Raw genomic sequence first — 19,648 nt, 5'->3', positions numbered from 1 at the left:
ACTTGATACAGGAACACGGCCGAATAGTATACATATATAGACGATTTTTGAACATAGCCCAAACTGAATGATCCATACCTGATAAACGTCTTAACATATGACTCGACCTCCTTTTAATAAAGTATTTTCCTTACAATGGTAATTATATCCACGAACTTATAAAAAGTAAACTGTTTTTTTGAAAAATAGGGAATTTTTTTATTTTTTTAACCCTCATAAAAAAAAGACGATGGATCATCGCCTTTTTGTATCTATTATTCTTTTTCTTTCATTAATTCTTTTTTTAGTTTTTTAGTTTGATAACTAAAATAAAAAGCAAGGGCGGTAAAAAGAATAACGATCGCTTCCATTATTCCAAGCTGCATATCACTTTTTTCACCTTGGCCAATCATAACACCAATATACAAGAATGTACTTACGGCTAGAAGGACGTAAATAAAGCGGCTGTAATCTTCAATTTTTGCTTTGATGTGTTGAGCTTTCATACAATCACCTTCTCAGTAGAATGTTATAACTCTACTCTATCATAGATCTATAGGTCTATAAAAATCCTATTTTTACCACCTTTATTCCAATGCTCTTTCTAAGTCTTCAATTAAATCTTCTACATCTTCAAGACCTACAGAAATACGAATTAATCCATCTGTAATTCCTAGCTCTTTACGTCGGTCGCTCGGTATAGAAGCATGAGTCATTTTAGAAGGAATGGAAATGAGGCTTTCGATGGCTCCTAAACTTTCTGCTAATGTAAAATACTTCACTTTGCTCAGTACTTCTTCCGCTTTCTCTTCGCTTCCCACATCAAACGAAACCATTCCCCCAAAACCTCTTGCTTGCTTTTTAGCAATGAGGTGGTTTGGGTGGGTTTTTAATCCTGGATAATATACTTTTGCCACAGCAGGATGGGCAAGTAAAAATTCTACTATTTTCCCCGTGTTGAATTCATGTTCTTCCATTCGTATTCCTAATGTTTTAATCCCTCTCATTAAAAGCCAAGAATCCTGAGGTCCTAAAATGCCTCCAGTCGCATTTTGAATAAAATGAAGGTCTTCAGCTAATTTAGGCGAATTCACCACTGCTAGCCCTGCTACAACGTCACTGTGTCCCCCTAAATACTTAGTTGCACTGTGCAGAACAATATCTGCGCCTTTTTCGATAGGATTTTGCCAATACGGCGTACTGAATGTGTTGTCAACGATGGTAAGTAAATGGTGTTGTTTAGCTACTGAAGAAGCATGCTGCAAGTCAGTAATTTTTAGAAGAGGATTCGTTGGAGTTTCAATAAAAATGGCTTTTGTGTTAGGGCGAATTTCTTTCTCGATATTTTGGATATCGCTTGTATCAATAAAAGTAGCCTCAATGCCGATACGACTTAGTACCTTTGTGATCACTCGATACGTTCCTCCGTATACGTCATCTGTAATTAACACATGATCTCCGCTGTTAAACAGCATGAACACGGCTGTAGTAGCGGCCATACCAGATCCAAACGCAAACCCAGCATACCCTCCTTCAATTTCTTTGATAAGTTCTTCTAGGGCATGACGTGTAGGGTTACCGGTTCTCGAATACTCATATCCCGTATGTTTTCCCGCTCCCTCTTGTTTATAAGTACTCACTTGATAAATAGGAACAGAGACAGCACCCGTCTGTTCATCGCCAACAATTCCACCATGAATCAACTGTGTTTTACGTTTCATCTTATCTTCCTCCACTGTAAATATTTTTACTTAAGTACCGTTCACTGCTATCCGGAAAAATCGTGACGATATGAGCCCCTTTTTCTGCATTTTTTGCTTCGATCAGGGCTGCTTCAAAGGCTGCTCCTGAAGAGCTACCTACTAGTAACCCCTCTTTTAAAGCTAGCTCTTTCACTCTTTGAAAAGCATAAACATCTTCAACAGTATGAATAGCATTAAAATAAGATCGCTCCATATAATCAGGGATGAACTCCATTCCAATTCCTTCAGTTAAGTGAGGACCGGATTTCCCCCCGTTTAAAATTGAACCTTCTGGCTCCACGATGACTGTTTTTAGAGAAGGATTTTTTTCTTTCAAAAATTTCGCTGTACCCATAAATGTCCCCCCTGTACCTGCTCCAGCTACAAACACGTCAACTTTTCCATCAAGCTGTTCATATATTTCTGGCCCTAAGGTTTTATAATAAGTCATAGGGTTGGCCAGATTAGCAAACTGTTGAGGACAATAAGAACCAGGGATTTCACGCAGCAGCTCTTGAGCTTTGTTTATAGCACCTTTCATACCAGCTTCAGTAGGCGTTTGAACCACCGTTGCCCCCAAAGCCTTCATAAGCTGCTGTTTTTCAATACTGAATTTTTCTGGAACACATAGTATGACGTTTATTTCGTACTGAAGAGCAGCTAAAGCCAGCCCGATCCCCGTATTCCCAGCAGTAGGCTCAACCAGCGTTCCGCCTCGCTTCAGTCTTCCAGAGCCAAGAGCTTCTTGCAGCAGTTCTTTTCCTAAACGATCTTTTACACTTCCTCCTGGATTAACATATTCCAGCTTGGCAAATATCCTGATTTCCCTAGGTAAATCAAATTGTGTAATCTCAATCATAGGTGTGTTTCCAATCAATTCATGAACGTTTTTGACTACCTTCATAATCTTGAACACCTCGCTATCGAAATAATATAACTTAACCTATAAATAAAGTAGGAATTAAGATAAAAATATAGTCTACACCCCATGTTATGACAAACGATGCAGAGTGTAGACGAAAACAAACTCTATATTTTATGAACAGCTTATTTTAATTTTGTAATAAAATTCAATACTAATTTCGTTGAATTAACAGCTGCTTTTTCTAAAAATTGCTCAAAAGAAACATTTGATTCTTTGCCGGCGATGTCAGAAAGAGCACGAAGAATAACAAACGGTACGCCAAATTGATAGCATACTTGAGCAACAGCCGCTGCTTCCATTTCAGCTGCATAAAGGTCTGGAAACTTAGAGCGAACAAACTCTACGCGCACAGGATCGTTCATGAACGAATCTCCTGTAGCAATTAATCCTTTCACAATTTTCATATCCGTTACTTCAAGAGCGCTTTCTTCAGCAAGGCGAACTAGTTTTTCATCTGCTTTAAAAGCTGCAGGCAAGTTTGGCACTTGACCGTATTCATAGTTGAATACCGTTACATCTACATCATGATGACGAACTTCTGTTGAAATAACCGCATCCCCTACGTTTAACTCTGGATGGAAACCGCCTGCTGATCCTGTGTTAATAACGTAATCAGGTTTGAACTTCTCTAGTAAGATGGCTGTAGATAACGCCGCATTTACTTTTCCAATACCTGATTTTAATAATACAACCTCCACGCCGCTGATTGTTCCTGTTGAGTATTCACATCCTGCGATTACTGTTTCTTGACGATTCTCAATTTTATCGCGTAAAATCGTCACTTCTTCTTCCATTGCTCCAATGATTGCTACTTTCATTTTAAAACCTCTTTCTACTATTGTTTCGTTGCCTCCAATACCCACACAAAGTGATTAAATTGTGTAAAGGTTATGTGAAAACCATTGCTTTCAAAGATTTGCTTTAAGACAGGGATCGTTGTATAGTATTCCCTCTCTAGATCTTCTGCTAGTTGCGTATACCCTTTTTGTTTTGCCTGAACAATGGTATCAGCAAATGAATCCGCTGTTTCAAACATTGTATCGGCAAACACTATTTTACCACCGGTTTGAAGTAACTTTCCATAGTTTATCACAGCTTCTTCTTTTTCTTTATCTGTTAAATGATGAAATGCATACGTACTAACTAAGCTCTCTGCTGGAAACAACGATGTATCAAACTGTAAAAAGTCTCCCGGTGTGACTAAAACATCTGCTCCTAATTTCTGGTGTGCCAATTGTCTCATTGGCACTGACGGCTCAATTCCTACTACCGTAAGTTCTTTTTCTAAAAGTTTTTTTGTTAAGTTTCCAGTGCCTGTTCCAAATTCTATCACATGCCCTATTGAACGGTCTGCTACATATTCTAAGATTTCATTATAATTGAGAAACACTTCTCTATACTGTTCATCTTTCCCGCTTACCGATGCATCATACTCATTCGCCCACTTTTCAAAGATATCTAAAAACTCTAGCCCCATAAAAAACGCCTCCTCATAACTAATAATTCTTATGGATATAGTATGTTTTTAGTCATCGTTTGTTCTTCATTTACAAATATTTTAAGCTTTTAACTTTCTATTTGCTATACTATAGTAATGAGGTAAGGAGGCCGTAAGATGAATTTTGAATTTGAAATGATTGAAGATAAAATAGAATTTTTTGAAGCGCCTGATGTTAAAATGCTTGAAAAACAAATTGCTGAAAAAATTGATCAAAATAAGGCGATTTTACTTGAGGTACATAGCGTATCTCATCAAATGTCTGTGGACTATGAACAAGGTAAAAAACTGTACTCTGCAGTTGTTCATTTCAAAATAAAAAAGCAGCGCTAGCGCGCTGCTTTTTTTATTGAAGCTTATCCACTACTGCGGGCTTCCAGCCTTCTCCATCTACCCATTCAATTTGAACGCGGTATTTTGTTGATGAGTTGCCTTTAGGACTAACCGTAGCTACAGCTTTACCTACGCCACCGTTATTACCTAGACGCCATACGGTCATATTGCTTGGGCTAATGCCTGACCCTTCGCCTACAGCTTTTAGCATTTCGTTCCAATCCGTTGATCCTTTTTTATATGTTGCTGCAGGAGCATCTTGTGATGTACCTACTGAATCCCATGAAGGATCTACCTTGCGTTCTGCCACGCCAGGCTCTGGATTTTTCTCTACTTCAGCCTGTGAATCTGAGTCGTTTGATTCTTCATCTGTTGCTTGATCATCTTCAGAGCTTTGGTCATCTTCAGAGCTTTGATCGTCCGTTGCTTGATCCTCTGTTGCTTGATCATCTTTCGAAGAATCATCGTCTTTTTTAGCCGTCTTGTCCGTTTTTTGGTCATTTGTTTGCGGATTGTTTTGAGTTGTTTCCGCTTGGTTATCCGATTTATCCTTGTTTCCAAGAATCATCGTACCACCGACAAATACAATTAAAACCGCTACGACAGCAATTAACAGATTATATAATCGGTTTACTTTTTTTTCTTTGTTTTCGTGTCTTGAAGAACGATTGTTATTCATTGCTACAATTTCCTCCAACTTTTATAATGCTTTATTCTAACATGTGTTTTCTTATACATGAAGCATCAAAATTTATTTGAAGTATATTTGTAATATTTTTTACAAATTCTTCTTGTTTTAACGTGTATTTAAGTCATACATCCCTTTAACAATATCATAAAATACGCTGTTTGTGGGAGATATCGCACTTTTTGTATTTAAATCCACTACTACCATTGCGTATTTTGGATCATCTGCCGGAAAGTAACCCGCAAACCATTTATTGACGATATCGGCCTTCACATTGATTTCAGCAGTTCCTGACTTTCCTGCCACTTCATAAGGAAGCGTTTGAAATCTTCTTCCTGTTCCTTTTTCGCTCTGTACGACGCCTTTTAAAAGCTGCTGCATAGAAGCAGCTGTGGCTTCATTAATCGTATCTCCTTTTAGCTCATGCTCTTTAAACGTATACAGTGACGTATTGTTTTTATAGTCCAGCGCATCTACCGCTTTTACCTGCTTCTTTTCTCCTCCCCGTGCAATTGTCGCCATCATATTTGCTACTGCAAGCGGAGTCACTTTTACGTCAAGCTGTCCAATTGCTGTTTGCGCTACAGCATTTGGTACTTTTTTTTCTCTATCATTTGTCCAAACTCTTCCCGATTTTTCTCCTAAAAACTGCTTAAAATGTTCAAAGTGAAACACATCACCCGTCCATCCTACAGGCTGAAGAAGCCCTAACTTATCAGCATATTGTTCAATGATATCCGGATTAGATATTATCATTTCTTTTGCTAGCTGGGCAAACGTTGCATTACAACTTTGCGCAAAGCTTTCTTCAAACGTCAGCTGCCCTTTTTGATGATCTTCTTCTACATTATTGCCATAAATACTTTTATCGCAGTTATAGGTAAAAGAAGGCTGAATTTTATTTTGTTCAAGCGCTGCAGCTGCTGTTACGGTTTTAAATATAGATCCAGGAGTTTGCGGCGTCAGCAAACGATTTTCTACGCTGTCTGAACCGTTTTGCTTTTTAAATGGATCTTTCTTATTAATTGAAGGCCTGCTGGCCATCGCAATTACTTTATTGTTTTTTATATCAATTAAGACGGCTCCTCCGTCTTTTAACTTATAATGATTCAATGTATTCTCCACTAGCTCCTGAGCAGACAAATCAAGCGTCGTACGCACACTGACTGGATAATAAGGGTTAGCTGTGCCCGTATATTTTACATCGATGCCAAACATAGGTCCACCTAGGCGATCAACATGATAAAGGAGCTTAGACTCTTGTTCAGGCAGCAAAAACTCGTCAAAAGCCCTCTGCATCCCTGAGATACCTACAGGCGTAGTTGATTTAATAGCTCCATTTTTCAATTTATCACTGTACTTCTCTTCAATTATTTGTTTGCTTTGTGCTTCTAGTCCGATTAAATGTTCAGCAAGAGGAACTGGACGCTCATCTTTTAGAGGAATTCCAAACACGCCAGGTACCTTTAATGCATTTATTTTTTCGACTTGTGCATGGGATAATTCTTTTGTAATAACAACCGGTGTTTTAGCATTCGCTAGTCTGTTCGTTAATTCCTGTGGTTGCATTCCCACAATTTCGCTTACTTGCTGAACGGGCCACTTCATTTTTTCTAAAAACGGAAATAGAACTAAGCGATTATGCGTGATAGATGTTAAAGACTGTCCATTTTTATCTTCGAATTTCCCTCGCCCGTCGTCTACCACCATTTCCTGCGTACGCTGTTTTACGCTTCCTTCAATTAAGTTAATATTTTTATCAGTAAAAGATTCCGTGCTGACAAGCTGGAGTTGAACAAGCCGTGCTCCCAGTCCACTAATTAATAATAAAATAAAAATAAGAGTAATATAAATTCGCTTGTGAATTATTTTCATGACTACACCTCACTCTTTACAAGTGTCGACGTTGCCATTACTTTTAAAACCATTATCTTAAGAAATATTCATTCTTTTTTTCATTCCATAAAAAAACTTGCTAATTCAGCAAGTTTTTATTATTCATTTTCCGTTAAAAATTGTTGAGTTGTTCGTAGCTTTCCTATTTTCGGAAAGATGTAAGAAAGAGTGGCTTCATGCTCTTCTTTTGTAAATGTCGCCATGGCATCCGTGATAAAAATTTGGTTATATCCATACTGAAATGCTTCACGAGCTGTGCTTTCCACACCAATATTTGTTGCAATTCCGCAAAGGACAATTGTATCAATTCCTCTTCGGCGAAGCTGAAGGTCTAAATCTGTCCCAAAAAAGGCTCCCCACTGACGTTTTGTCACAATGTAATCATTCTCTTGAACATTAAGTCTTGGATCGAATTCTGCCCAGTCTGCAGGTCTTTCTTGAGGAGCAGATGGCTTTTGATCCGTTTCTGGCGTCAACCCATCTTTTCCATCTTGAAAATCTACTCGTACAAAGCTAATAAATCCATTTTGTTCGCGGAAACGATTCACAAGCTGAACAGATTTTTCTACAATTTCGTCTCCTCCAATTGGAACAATCCCTTTTTGTAAATCAATTAAAACAAGCGCTGTTTTAGTAAAATCGATATCTTTCATCTTCATCTTTCCTTTCCTACATATCTTTTCTATTCTCTCCGTTTTTTTAAATCATATAAAAAAAGCTGACGCGTGTCAGCTTTTTTACTTACGAGCATTCAGTAGAACGCTTCCAACCATATGTTTTACTTAACAGATACAATTTTCACTGACATATCTCCACCAGGAGTTTGAACAGTTACTTGATCTCCAATTTGTTTGCCCATTAGACTTTTAGCAATTGGCGAATCATTTGAAATTTTCCCTTCAAATGGATCTGCTTCTGCACTACCTACAATTGTATACGTTTCTTCGTCACCATCTGGCAACTCTACAAATGTTACAGATTTACCTAATGATACGATAGAAGAATTTTCTACATCTTCTTCAATAATTTTCGCATTGCGAATCATATTCTCAAGCGTTGTAATACGTCCTTCCACGAAAGCCTGCTCGTCTTTTGCAGAATCGTATTCAGAGTTCTCCGATAAATCTCCAAAACTGCGGGCGATCTTGATACGCTCTACAACTTCTTTACGTTTTACTGTTTTTAAATATTCTAGCTCTTGCTCTAGCTTTAGCTTTCCTTCTTCTGTCATTGGAAATACTTTTTCTTGTGCCATAATCCCTTCACTCCTTCTTGAACTCAAAATCTCTAGTGTATACAGTCGATTTCTGTATGTACAAAAAATTTTCCACTCTGTGGAAAAATCAGTTAATAGAGAAATGACAGCTTCAAAATAGAAGCTGCTCGTTTCTCTATTCTTTATAATGTTTGTGTTTAGTTAGCAGAATATGTCTGCATTGTCTTCAAAAAAATTCCTGCATCTATGCTATGTTATTATAAAATGGCATTTTGTTCAAGAATTGTTTGAATTTTAGTGACCATCAAGTCAATCGCTACGTGGTTTTGACCGCCTTCAGGAATGATAATATCTGCATAGCGTTTTGTTGGTTCAACAAACTGATTATGCATCGGGCGAACGACAGATACGTATTGATCAACAACTGACTCAAGCGTACGCTCTCGTTCTTTAATATCACGAAGCATACGACGAATGATACGAAGATCCGCATCTGTATCTACGTATAGCTTGATATCCATTAAATTACGCAAGCGCTGATCTTCTAGTACAAGAATACCTTCTAAGATAATAACATCTTTTGGTTCTTCTTTAATTACCTTCTCAGAGCGCGTATGAATTGCGTAATCATATACCGGTTTGTCAATGCTCTCATAATTTAATAAGTTTTGCAAGTGTTCAATCAGCAAATCATTATCAAATGCTAGAGGATGATCGTAATTTGTTTGCAAACGCTGTTCAAACGGTACATCGCTTTGATCTTTATAATAATAGTCTTGCTCAAGAAGCATAATAGAATGCCCTTTAAAATACTCATAAATAGCTTTGGTTACAGTTGTTTTACCAGAACCGGATCCACCAGCGATACCGATTACAACGGGCTTTTTCCCCATTTTATATTTAAATCCCCTTTCGCATCATGTTATATGAAAATAGAGGTTGGTCCACTTTAAATTTCACAATTTGCAGCGGATGACGCGCAGCATCTAGTTCATTGCCATCTTCGTCCCAAATTTTATCTATTTTTTGCGTAAAGTTTTTAATTTCCGGACCAAAAAATTCCACTTCTTCTCCCGGTTTAAAATAGTTACGCTGTTGCAATGTCACGATGCTTGTTTCTTCATCATAATTCAATACTAAACCAGCAAAATCAAATTTTGTTTTCTTGCCGTGTACGCCAAACATTTGTTCATCCACTCCAGGAACCCCTTCAAAAAAGGCGGGAGCCGTATCGCGGTTCGCACATTTGTCTAGCTCATCAAGCCATTCTTTTTGAATCACAAAATTCTCAGGATCTGCACAGTATGCGTCAATCACTTTGCGATATACGCTCACCACTGTTGCAATATAGTGGATCGACTTCATACGTCCTTCAATTTTCAAGCTATCAATACCCAGCTCAATCATTTGAGGGATAGATTGAATTAAATTTAAATCTTTTGGACTCATTGCAAACGGATCGTCTTGCTCATCAAATAAAGGCGTTTCCGTTTTACCGTCTTCTACTTTAAATAAATCATAGTCCCAACGGCATGATTGACAGCAGCCTCCACGGTTTGAATCACGCGCTGTCATGTGGTTACTTAGCACGCAGCGGCCTGAATAAGCAATACACATCGCTCCGTGAATAAAAGCTTCAATTTCAATATCCACTTTTTCTTTCATTTCGCGCATTTCTTCAGCACCCGTTTCACGAGCAAGTACAACACGTTCTAATCCTTCTTCTTTCCAGAATTGAACGGCTTTCCAGTTTGAAAGTGATTGCTGGGTACTTAAGTGTACTTCAAGCTTAGGTGCAACGCGTCGACAGGTTTCGATAATTAACGGATCAGCTACGATGATTCCAGAAACGCCAGCGCGCTCTAATCCCATTAAATAATCTTCAAGTCCGTCCATATTTTCATTGTGAGCAAAAATGTTTGTTGTAACATAAATACGTGCGCCGTATTTGTTTGCAAACTGAACACCTTCTGCCATTTCTTCAAATGTAAAGTTATCTGCATTTGAACGAAGGCCAAACTCTTTTCCTCCGATAAACACAGCATCTGCTCCATAGTGTACGGCAACTTTTAATTTTTCAAGGTTACCGGCTGGAGCTAACAACTCAGGCTTTTTAGTAATAACTCGTTTACCTTCTACTACAGTATCGATTTGAACAGCCATCGTTTGTACCTCCTTTGTTTATCTTTCTTTGCATGCTTTTTAATATACCGTTTCTTTAAAGAAAAACCCTGTGTCTAACGGGCGGTTAATTGGCTGCAAGCTTTCAATTTCTTCTAACAAATCGTCTTTAACGTTTTCGTATTCTTCACGGTCATCTACACATAAATCAATCGCTTGACGATATTTTTTTGTTACTTCTAAAATATATTGCGGTGACTTTAATACGCCGTCAATTTTAAATACATCTACTTCAGCGTCAATCATTTCGGAAAGCTCATCGATAATGCACATATCATTTGGACTCATAATATGCGTTCCATTTTCATCTTCGAAAATTGGATACTTATTGTTTCGCTCATTATCAAGTAAAAACATATCTTTTTCTACTTTACGATTTTCAATTTCCATGACTTTTCCTTGATACTCAAAGTAGTTGCCAAGAAGTGAACGTTTCGATTGGAACATACACGTCATGCCATGCACCTGAACTTCAATTTCTACTTCGGCTTTTTCTTTGATATCAATGATGCTATCCATGCTTAGCTCACGAGCAAGAACTGCACGCTTAGCTCCTTTGCGGCCCCAGTAGTTACATGAATACCAGTTTGTTCCCGTTGTTTCAGTACTCCAGTGCATCTTCATTTCTGGAGCTGTTTCACGCACTGCCATTAATACAGCCGGATCTCCAAATACAATCGCATCCACGCTTGCTTCTTTTAAGAATAAAATATATTCATTTAATTCGGCGATTTTATCATTGTGAAATAATCCGTTCATCGCTACGTAGACTTTTGCATCATGCTGATGAGCAATATTTACAGCTTCTACGATATCTTCACGTTTGAATTCACCTGCTAAACGCAAACCGTAGCGCTGTTCACCAACCATAATAGCTGTTGCTCCAGCTTGTAGTAATGATTCGATTTCCGAAACTGCAGTTGGTGTCACTAATAGTTCTGGTTTTTTCATTCTTGGTCACCTCTTTTAATACTAATCGCGATTCCGTCTCCAATAGGGAGAATAGTTGTATAATAATCGGGATGATTCATCAGCCACGTATTGTATGCCTGAATTTTTTTAATTAAGCTACGGCGTCGACGTGTTTCTACTTCCGCCAAATCGGTCGCTACGTGACCTTTAAATAGTACGTTATCCGAAATAATCATTCCTTTAGAAGATAGCATCGGCTCATAATGTTCGAAAAAACGCTGATACTGACCTTTAGCTGCATCGATAAAGACTGCATCATAAGGACCATGACGTTCAATTTCATCTCTAAGCTCAAGTGCATCTCCAAACAACGACACAATTTTATCTTGTTTTCCCGCCCGTTCAATAAACTCTTGCGCTTTTTGGTAACGCTCTTCATTTCGTTCTACCGTAACCACTCGTGCCTCTGGAAGCGCATGGGTGATTCGAATAGACGAATATGCAATCGCTGTTCCAATTTCTAATATATGTTTTGGCTGATGAAGACGAAGAATTTGCAATAGCGTTTCAACACCAATCAATTCCATAATCGGAACGTGATGTTCTTCTGCATAAGCTTCCATTTCTTCAATAAGCTCCTGGCGCTTAGGAATAAGCTTTTCCACATACTGCTCTACGTTTTGTAAAAGCAAAACACTTCCTCCGTTCTCAGAAGTACATTTTACATTATGTTTTCATAACGTTTCATTACTGCAAAATAGTAAGACAACTAGTCTATTATAAGTTTTTTTCGTTTTTACGTAAACCCGATATATTTTAACATAAAAGATGGGGAATGCGAAGTATCGCGATTCCCCAATTTTAAATTTCCAATTATTTTTCGGTATTTTGCTTTTCTTTACCTGTAATATGCTTGGCTTTTTCTTTGTTATGTTCTTCTAACGTTTTGGTAAAAATAACTTTTCCTTCAGGTGTAGCCAAGAAGTATAAATAATCTGTATTGGCTGGATGTAACGCAGCTTTGATTGACATCAATCCAGAGCTGGCAATTGGTCCTGGAGGCAACCCCTTTACTTTATACGTATTGTAAGGAGAGTCCACTTCTAAATGCTTATAGAACACCCGGTCTTTATGCTCTCCTAAGGCATATAATACGGTTGGATCCGTTTGAAGAGGCATGTTTTTTTCAAGGCGATTATAAAAGACGCTGGCAATTTTTTCTCGGTCGACTTTCGCAGTCGCTTCCTCTTCAATTAGAGAAGACATGGTTAACAATTTATGTGCACTGAATTTTTTCTTTTCCATTTGCCCACTGTACTGACCTAATACATTATTTGTTTTCCCTACCATTTTATCCAATATTTCATCTAACGACACATTTTTATCATAAAAATCATACGTAACGGGATATAAATAACCTTCTAGCGGATGTTTAATATCTTTTTGCATCACTTCATCCGTTACTAAATCTGGATACTTTTCTTTCATTTTATTGATGAATGCCTTATCGTCTAGCTTTTTCATGACTTCGTCTTTTGTAAACTTTGTATTTTTAGCAATGATATCAGCAATTTCGACAAGCTGGCGTCCTTCTGGAATGGTGACACGAATATCAGGTTGTTTTGAAACCTCGCCTTTTTCCATTTTTTCAACCATTTCCCCTAAGCTCATGGAAGGAGAAAATAAATACGTTCCAGCTTGAAATCCAGATACATGGGTTAATTTTACGTAATAGCGAAAGGCACTTTTACTTTTAATTAAATCTTCTTTTTTCAATACCGTACCAATCGATTGAACGGAAGAACCTTGTGGAATGGTCACATTTACTTTTTTATTGCTGTTTCGATCCACGGGTGTTAAGCGGGATTGAGCATAGAAAAATGCACCGCCAACAAGTAAAAGAAGTACGATAATTGTAATAAAAATAACTCGTTTTTTCCTTGAACGATTAGGTGGTAAAAATGTTTGTTGCGACAAGCAGCTTCCTGGTTAAATCTACTTCTGTAAAAGAAGATACAACCAGTTTCACCTCTTTTCTTCTTGATTTTTTGTAAGTATGAACAGAGAGGATACATGAGATTGCGATTCATTCGTATCTCCTATAGGTGTGAGATGGTATCGCTTCCTTAAACTATCGCCTCTCCTAAATTTTTTCCATGATTTATGTTATTGTCTGCCCAAAGTCTAGTTTCATCCGTTCAAACAATGAATTCTTTTATTAAAATGCACTCTCACACGCAGGAATTATTATACTACAATTTATCTCATTTTTCGTCATTATCATACAATCTCCCCTAAGAATGCAAGGAAAAACCTTTTTATATCTAAAAAGAACGGCCTCTATGTAAAAAAAAGCTGATAACGATTGTCATCAGCTTTTTCACTATAATTATTCGCCTTCTTCGTCAAGGAATGTGTTAACCATTTCCTCAACCATGTCCCACTCTTCTTCTGTTTCAATCGGTTGAAGCTCGCCGTCTTGACCGTCTTCACTTGGTGTGAAAGCAGATGCATGAATTTCAATTTCTTCTTCATCATCTTGGTCTGCTCCGATTGGATAGTAAATTACATATGATTTGTTATATTGATCAGAATCAAATGTGAATAAAATTTCGCATAGCTGCTCATTTCCATTCTCATCGACGATTGTAATTTTATTTTCTTCTACGCTCATGTTTGCACCTCATTTTATATTGTAAGCTCTTAGCTTAACTTTTTCTTCAGCGAAAAGCAAGCTGTTCAGTTATTTCACTTCCCTTTTACGTACAAAAGAATATGCAAAAGGGAAAGTCATAACTTGTCAGCTTAAGCAAAGCCTGCTGCTTTTCTTATTGCTTGCTGTCTAAGTATCCTTGAAGAATCATAACAGCTGCCATTTTATCGATTACTTTTTTGCGTTTCTTGCGGCTTACGTCGGCAGACAGCAGTACTCGCTCTGCTGCCATCGTTGACAAGCGCTCGTCCCACATCATCGTTTCAATGTTAAGTTTTTCTTTGACGTTGTCAGCAAACTCGATGCACGCTTCGCCTCGAGGGCCAATCGTACCATTCATATTTTTAGGAAGACCCACTACGATTTTCTCTACGGAATATTCGTCAATTAACTGCTGTAAACGAGGATATGATTGCTCCATCTGCTCATCTGCAATTTTAATTGTTTCAATTCCTTGCGCTGTCCATCCCATTTCATCACTAACTGCCACACCAATTGTTTTGGTTCCTACATCTAATCCTAATACGCGCATTTATGAATCCTTTCGATGCTGTTGTAAATAAGATTTAACAAGTTCTTCAATGAGCTCGTCTCGCTCTAACTGGCGAATTGTGTTTCTCGCATCGTTATGACGAGGAATGTAAGCAGGGTCTCCTGATAACAAATACCCAACGATTTGGTTAATCGGGTTGTAGCCTTTTTCTTGCAGTGCGTCATAAACCGTAAACAATACTTCATGTACGTTTGTTTCAGCTGGCTCATCTTGAAAATTAAATTGCATGGTTTTATCAAATGAACTCACGGTCCCACCTCACTCTCTTAATTTGTGAACACATTGTGCACTATGCTAAGTCTTATTTATATTGTACACCAAGAAAGAGGAGAATTAAACGGATTTAACCCATTCTTCTACAGTGCCAAGTGCTTTTTCAATTTGGCTAGCGTCTTTTCCTCCAGCTTGCGCCATGTCAGGGCGTCCGCCTCCGCCTCCGCCGCAAATCGTTGCTACTTCTTTAACAAGTTTGCCAGCATGATGGCCTTTAGCAATTAAATCTTTTGTTACACCTGCAATAATATTTACCTTTTCACCTTGTGGAGAAGCTAATACGATCACAGCAGATTCTAATTTTTGTTTTAAATCATCAACCATTGCACGAAGGTTATTCATATCCGTTGCATTCACTTTTGCTGCTAGGACATTTACACCATTAATGTTTTGTACGCGGTCAACAAGATTGCCAGCTTCAATATTGCCAAGCTTTGTAGATAGTGAATCATTTTCACGCTGAAGATTACGAATTTCTTCTAGTAATCCTTCAACGCGCCCTACTAAATCGCGCGGGTTGGATTTTACTTTTGCCGCAGCTTCTTTTAGTAAACCTACTTGATCATTCATTAACTGATAGGCAGCTTTTCCAGTTACAGCTTCAATACGTCGAGTACCTGCACCGATTCCAGATTCTGATACAATTTTAAATAAACCGATAACAGATGTATTTGGTACGTGACATCCACCACATAATTCTAAGCTGTAGTCGCCTACTTGTACTACGCGCACGATATCTCCGTATTTCTCACCAAATAGCGCCATTGCACCCATCGCTTTTGCTTCGTCAATTGCTTTGTTTTCAATTTGTACAGAGATGCTGTCCCAAATCTTTTCATTAACGATTTGTTCAATTTTCTCAATCTCTTCTTGTGTCACTTGACCAAAGTGAGAGAAGTCAAAGCGCAAACGATCCGCTGTTACTAAAGAACCCGCTTGATTAACATGCGTTCCTAACGTATCTTTTAATGCTTGATGCAATAAATGCGTTGCCGTATGGTTTTTCACAATTGCACTGCGGTTTTCTTCATCAAGCGTTGCCATGTATGTTTCACCTTTTACAAGCTCGCCGCTTGTTACAGATACCGTTTGGACATTTTGACCATTTGGCGCTTTTTGAACGTCTTTTACTTCCGCTTTTCCTGAAGCACTTTGGATCGTACCTTGGTCCGCAATTTGACCGCCGCTTTCTGCGTAGAATGGCGTGTGGCTTAAAATGACTTGCGCTTCTGTTCCAGCTTCAGCACGGTCAACAAGCTCACCGTCTACAATAATTGCTTCAACAACTGTTTCTACTTCATTTTTATCATAGCCCACAAACTCACTTGCAACCGTTACTTCACCAAGTACGCCGCCTTGAACTTGCATAGAACTAGAATCTTGACGAGCAGCACGCGCACGCTCACGCTGTGCTTCCATTTCACGTTCAAAACCTGCATGATCGATTTTCATGTTCTCATCTTCTGCGTATTCTTCCGTTAATTCAACAGGGAAGCCATACGTATCATATAGACGGAAAACATCTTCGCCTTGTACCGTATCACTGTTTTGCGCTTTTTCTTTTTTAATAACAGTTGCCAAGATAGCTAGTCCGTCATTTAACGTTTCGTGAAAACGCTCTTCTTCATTTTTGACTACGCGCTGGATAAAATCCGTTTTTTCCTTTACTTCCGGATAGAAATCAACCATGATTTCACCTACTACCGGCACTAGGTCGTACATGAACGGACGATTAATGTTTAACTTTTTAGCATAGCGAACTGCTCGGCGTAACAAACGACGCAATACATACCCGCGGCCTTCATTTGAAGGAAGAGCACCATCACCTACAGCAAATGTTACCGTACGAATGTGGTCAGCAATGACTTTAAATGCCGTATCTTGCTCATCATTTGTACGATATTTAGCGCCTGAAATATTTTCTGTTGCTTCAATAATTGGCATAAACAAATCTGTATCAAAGTTTGTTTGCACATCTTGAATAACAGAAACCATACGCTCTAAGCCCATTCCTGTATCAATATTTTTCTTTGGAAGCGGCGTGTACGTATTATCAGGATTATGATTAAACTGAGAAAATACAAGGTTCCAAATTTCTAAATAACGCTCATTTTCTCCACCTGGATATAATTCGGGATCAGTTAGGTCACTTCCATATGCTTCTCCGCGATCATAAAAGATCTCTGTATTTGGACCACTCGGACCTTCTCCAATATCCCAGAAGTTACCTTCTAAACGAATGATACGCTCTTTAGGCACGCCCATTTTTTCATTCCAGATCTTAAATGCTTCTTCATCTTCAGGGTGAACTGTTACAGATAGCTTATCTGCGTCGAATCCAATCCATTTATCGCTCGTTAAGAATTCCCATGCCCATTGGATTGCTTCTTCTTTGAAATAATCACCGATAGAGAAGTTACCAAGCATTTCAAAAAACGTATGATGGCGAGCCGTTTTACCTACGTTTTCGATATCGTTTGTACGAATAGATTTTTGTGCGTTACAAATACGCGGATTTTGAGGAATAACACGACCATCAAAATATTTTTTTAATGTAGCTACTCCACTGTTAATCCATAATAAAGATGGATCTTCATGCGGAACTAAAGATGCGCTTGGTTCTACATCATGGCCTTTTTCTTTAAAGAAATCTAAATACATTTGACGAACTTGTGCTGACGTCAGTTTTTTCATGATTGGTCCTCCTTTAATACTCTTCTTATTTATAGACAAAAAAATGATGACATAAAAGCATCTATTTTCCCTGTGTCCAAAAGTAATTGCTAGTTATTTGCACACAAAAAAACTCTCATCCCTGTAGCAGGGACGAGAGTTGAACTCGCGGTACCACCCTGATTATAAATGCCAAAAGCATTTATCACCTTCATAGCGTTAACGTTGCTGACACGGCAGGTTTTAGCCTGCACTCTGGACTAGCGTTCAGCTGCTCTTTGTTTAGCGCTTCTTTCAGCCAAGGAAGCCCTTCTCTAAAAACCAGTGTGCAACGTACTCGATCCATCATTGTGTTCAAAATATGTAGCGTTTTCTTATGGCGATATTATGACAAATTAACCGCTCTTTGTCAATGTTTGAGCGTATAAGAGCGAATATGCAAAATAGATATTTTAACGACTGCTAAAATTGGCACAGCCAAAATGAGACCCAATACTCCTCCAAACTCTCCTCCTAAAAGGAGCGCAAGCATGATAAACAAAGGATGAATATGAAGGCTCTTTCCTACGATAAGCGGAGACAGCACATTTCCTTCTAGAAACTGCAGCACAAAGATAATAATGACAATGGTAATAACCAACTTTATCGAGATAGTTGCTGCAATAATAGCTGCTGGAACCGCACCAATAATCGGGCCAAAATACGGAATGATATTCGTTACGCCAATAATAAAGCCTAAAAGAAGTGCATAAGGTACATGAAAGAACCAAAGTGCTGCTGTGGCAATCACACCAATAATGAGACAAACAAAAAATTGCCCTCTAATGTAATTGCCGAGCGATTCATTCACATCCGATAAAAAACGTTCGCCTGGTTTGTGCCACTTTTTAGGTGTAACATAAGCTGTTGCTTTCTTAATAGAGGAAAAATCCTTTAGCATATAAAAAACAATAAATGGAATAATGATTAAAATCAAAAAAGAGGTAATCAATGATTTTAATCCTTCCGCCACTTTTGTAAGCCACACGTTGAGCGTAGCCTCTACATCATCAATGCTGCCTTCAATTTTTTCATGTACACCGTTTGGAAGTGAAGTTGTACGATCATGAATCGATTCTACCCAATGTCTATATGTATTCGTAAAATGAGGCAGCTGCTCGTTTAAATCTTTTACTTGTTCCACAAAAATAGGGTACGACTTATAGGCTCCAAATCCGATTCCTCCAAAAAAGATGATGTAGATCAGTAAAATAGCTAGAGGACGAGGCACGCCTTTGTCATGGGTTTTTTCAATAAGCGGATGAAGTAAATATGTAATGAATGCTGCAATAAAAAAAGGCAGCAGTGCTTTTAAAAACATGTAAATAACAGGCAGCCATAAAAACTGGACTTTAAAAAAGACTAATACGCACAGCAGTGCTAATAACAGCAGTCCGAATCTATAGAACCATTTGAATGAACTATCTTTCAACGTAAACTCCTCCTCCCTTCTATTTTTTGATAAAGAAAGGAGTTTATACATGCAGTTGTATCTTCTGCCTGCAAAAAAGCACTATTGCAGCTCAGTGCAATAGTGCTTTTTTATTAGTGAATAGCTTTCATCATACGTTTACGCATTTTTTTCATATTTCTTTTTGTAAACATCTCTCGATCATCTGCCATTTTAAATGCATAAGCTCCAAGACCGAAAGCGACTACTGACGGAATGATTCTGCCCATTGCTCTTCCTCCCGGTAAAAAAGAATTAGAAATTGATTGTGCGCTCGTCATCTGAGAACAAATCATCAAGCGAGCTCAATGTTCCATCTTCTTCTACTTGGTGAGTATTAATTTGTCCTTTTGAAATAGTCATTTCAATAAAACAATTCCAGCAGTAATACTGATTTACACCAATTTTGCCAACGTCAATACTTTTACAGTTTGGACATTTAAACAAAGTCGACACCTCTTTATACGTTCTACTTATATAAACGCATTATGTCCACTTTTTTTCACGCCCATACTTTATTTTCTGACAATTAGCAAAGAAGGATGGCAACAAAGGAGTTTATTTAACTCTTTGTTAG

At 38.1% G+C, this 19,648-nt stretch carries 22 protein-coding genes; 1 reads left to right on the top strand and 21 read right to left on the bottom strand.

Annotated elements, in window-relative coordinates:
* Nucleotides 1–254: 254 nt before the first annotated feature.
* The 5 genes from ACMX9J_RS19120 to ACMX9J_RS19100 form a co-directional block, all read right to left on the bottom strand.
* The gene (locus ACMX9J_RS19120) at nucleotides 255–485 is read right to left on the bottom strand and encodes a YrhC family protein (RefSeq protein WP_028411668.1); all 231 of its coding nucleotides are present in this window, start codon (nucleotides 483–485) and stop codon (nucleotides 255–257) included.
* 81 nt (nucleotides 486–566) lie between these two features.
* On the bottom strand, nucleotides 567–1,700 hold the full coding sequence (locus ACMX9J_RS19115; protein ID WP_028411669.1) for a bifunctional cystathionine gamma-lyase/homocysteine desulfhydrase: 1,134 nt from the start codon (nucleotides 1,698–1,700) through the stop codon (nucleotides 567–569).
* A gap of 1 nt (nucleotide 1,701) precedes the next feature.
* Nucleotides 1,702–2,625, bottom strand: a complete 924-nt coding sequence (locus ACMX9J_RS19110; protein WP_416226102.1) for a PLP-dependent cysteine synthase family protein — start codon at nucleotides 2,623–2,625, stop codon at nucleotides 1,702–1,704.
* Between the two features lie 143 nt (nucleotides 2,626–2,768).
* On the bottom strand, nucleotides 2,769–3,464 hold the full coding sequence (mtnN, locus tag ACMX9J_RS19105; protein ID WP_028411671.1) for a 5'-methylthioadenosine/S-adenosylhomocysteine nucleosidase: 696 nt from the start codon (nucleotides 3,462–3,464) through the stop codon (nucleotides 2,769–2,771).
* Nucleotides 3,465–3,481: 17 nt separating this feature from the next.
* Nucleotides 3,482–4,123 carry a class I SAM-dependent methyltransferase gene (locus ACMX9J_RS19100; protein ID WP_416226101.1) on the bottom strand — a complete coding sequence of 214 codons (642 nt, stop codon included), beginning with the start codon at nucleotides 4,121–4,123 and terminating at the stop codon, nucleotides 3,482–3,484.
* A 138-nt stretch (nucleotides 4,124–4,261) separates the two neighbouring features.
* Between ACMX9J_RS19100 and ACMX9J_RS19095 the strand changes: the two genes are divergently transcribed.
* A complete protein-coding gene (locus ACMX9J_RS19095; RefSeq protein ID WP_033579671.1) occupies nucleotides 4,262–4,477 on the top strand; it encodes a YrzA family protein in 216 nt (71 codons plus the stop codon).
* A gap of 13 nt (nucleotides 4,478–4,490) precedes the next feature.
* Here ACMX9J_RS19095 and ACMX9J_RS19090 read toward each other — a convergent pair whose 3' ends face one another.
* From ACMX9J_RS19090 to ACMX9J_RS19015, 16 genes are all read right to left on the bottom strand, one after another.
* A complete protein-coding gene (locus ACMX9J_RS19090) occupies nucleotides 4,491–5,156 on the bottom strand; it encodes a YrrS family protein (RefSeq protein ID WP_045292102.1) in 666 nt (221 codons plus the stop codon).
* 117 nt (nucleotides 5,157–5,273) lie between these two features.
* Entirely contained in the window at nucleotides 5,274–7,040 is a 1,767-nt protein-coding gene (locus ACMX9J_RS19085) for a peptidoglycan D,D-transpeptidase FtsI family protein (RefSeq protein WP_028411673.1), read from the bottom strand.
* A gap of 119 nt (nucleotides 7,041–7,159) precedes the next feature.
* Nucleotides 7,160–7,720, bottom strand: coding sequence for an isochorismatase family protein (locus ACMX9J_RS19080; RefSeq protein WP_416226100.1), 561 nt, complete (start codon nucleotides 7,718–7,720; stop codon nucleotides 7,160–7,162).
* Between the two features lie 119 nt (nucleotides 7,721–7,839).
* Nucleotides 7,840–8,316 (bottom strand): transcription elongation factor GreA, encoded by a 477-nt coding sequence (greA, locus tag ACMX9J_RS19075; RefSeq protein WP_013059279.1) that lies wholly within the window; start codon nucleotides 8,314–8,316, stop codon nucleotides 7,840–7,842.
* A 218-nt stretch (nucleotides 8,317–8,534) separates the two neighbouring features.
* Nucleotides 8,535–9,170 (bottom strand): uridine kinase, encoded by a 636-nt coding sequence (gene udk / locus ACMX9J_RS19070; protein ID WP_028411675.1) that lies wholly within the window; start codon nucleotides 9,168–9,170, stop codon nucleotides 8,535–8,537.
* A 7-nt stretch (nucleotides 9,171–9,177) separates the two neighbouring features.
* The gene (locus ACMX9J_RS19065) at nucleotides 9,178–10,440 is read right to left on the bottom strand and encodes a peptidase U32 family protein (protein WP_028411676.1); all 1,263 of its coding nucleotides are present in this window, start codon (nucleotides 10,438–10,440) and stop codon (nucleotides 9,178–9,180) included.
* Between the two features lie 39 nt (nucleotides 10,441–10,479).
* Nucleotides 10,480–11,409 (bottom strand): peptidase U32 family protein, encoded by a 930-nt coding sequence (locus ACMX9J_RS19060; protein WP_028411677.1) that lies wholly within the window; start codon nucleotides 11,407–11,409, stop codon nucleotides 10,480–10,482.
* On the bottom strand, nucleotides 11,406–12,062 hold the full coding sequence (locus ACMX9J_RS19055) for an O-methyltransferase (RefSeq protein ID WP_028411678.1): 657 nt from the start codon (nucleotides 12,060–12,062) through the stop codon (nucleotides 11,406–11,408). Before ACMX9J_RS19055 ends, ACMX9J_RS19060 begins: the two co-directional genes overlap by 4 nt.
* Nucleotides 12,063–12,243: 181 nt before the next feature.
* On the bottom strand, nucleotides 12,244–13,347 hold the full coding sequence (gene mltG, locus ACMX9J_RS19050) for an endolytic transglycosylase MltG (protein WP_028411679.1): 1,104 nt from the start codon (nucleotides 13,345–13,347) through the stop codon (nucleotides 12,244–12,246).
* Between the two features lie 412 nt (nucleotides 13,348–13,759).
* Complete coding sequence (locus tag ACMX9J_RS19045; RefSeq protein ID WP_013059285.1) at nucleotides 13,760–14,044, bottom strand: DUF1292 domain-containing protein; 285 nt, start codon at nucleotides 14,042–14,044, stop codon at nucleotides 13,760–13,762.
* 154 nt (nucleotides 14,045–14,198) lie between these two features.
* Complete coding sequence (ruvX, locus tag ACMX9J_RS19040; RefSeq protein ID WP_013059286.1) at nucleotides 14,199–14,615, bottom strand: Holliday junction resolvase RuvX; 417 nt, start codon at nucleotides 14,613–14,615, stop codon at nucleotides 14,199–14,201.
* Nucleotides 14,616–14,885, bottom strand: coding sequence for an IreB family regulatory phosphoprotein (locus tag ACMX9J_RS19035; protein WP_013059287.1), 270 nt, complete (start codon nucleotides 14,883–14,885; stop codon nucleotides 14,616–14,618).
* An 84-nt stretch (nucleotides 14,886–14,969) separates the two neighbouring features.
* A complete protein-coding gene (gene alaS / locus ACMX9J_RS19030; RefSeq protein WP_154991838.1) occupies nucleotides 14,970–17,603 on the bottom strand; it encodes an alanine--tRNA ligase in 2,634 nt (877 codons plus the stop codon).
* 388 nt (nucleotides 17,604–17,991) lie between these two features.
* Nucleotides 17,992–19,053: an AI-2E family transporter gene (locus ACMX9J_RS19025; RefSeq protein WP_028411681.1), complete on the bottom strand. Its 1,062-nt coding sequence runs from the start codon at nucleotides 19,051–19,053 to the stop codon at nucleotides 17,992–17,994.
* A 113-nt stretch (nucleotides 19,054–19,166) separates the two neighbouring features.
* Nucleotides 19,167–19,301: a YrzQ family protein gene (locus tag ACMX9J_RS19020; protein WP_013059291.1), complete on the bottom strand. Its 135-nt coding sequence runs from the start codon at nucleotides 19,299–19,301 to the stop codon at nucleotides 19,167–19,169.
* 25 nt (nucleotides 19,302–19,326) lie between these two features.
* Complete coding sequence (locus ACMX9J_RS19015; RefSeq protein ID WP_013059292.1) at nucleotides 19,327–19,518, bottom strand: hypothetical protein; 192 nt, start codon at nucleotides 19,516–19,518, stop codon at nucleotides 19,327–19,329.
* Nucleotides 19,519–19,648 lie beyond the last annotated feature (130 nt).

This window comes from Priestia sp. RMT2NF4, from assembly GCF_047872835.1.
GTDB classification, from domain to species: domain Bacteria; phylum Bacillota; class Bacilli; order Bacillales; family Bacillaceae_H; genus Priestia; species Priestia zanthoxyli.
Note: the sequence above shows the minus strand (reverse complement) of the source record. Positions and strands in the feature narration are given on the sequence as shown.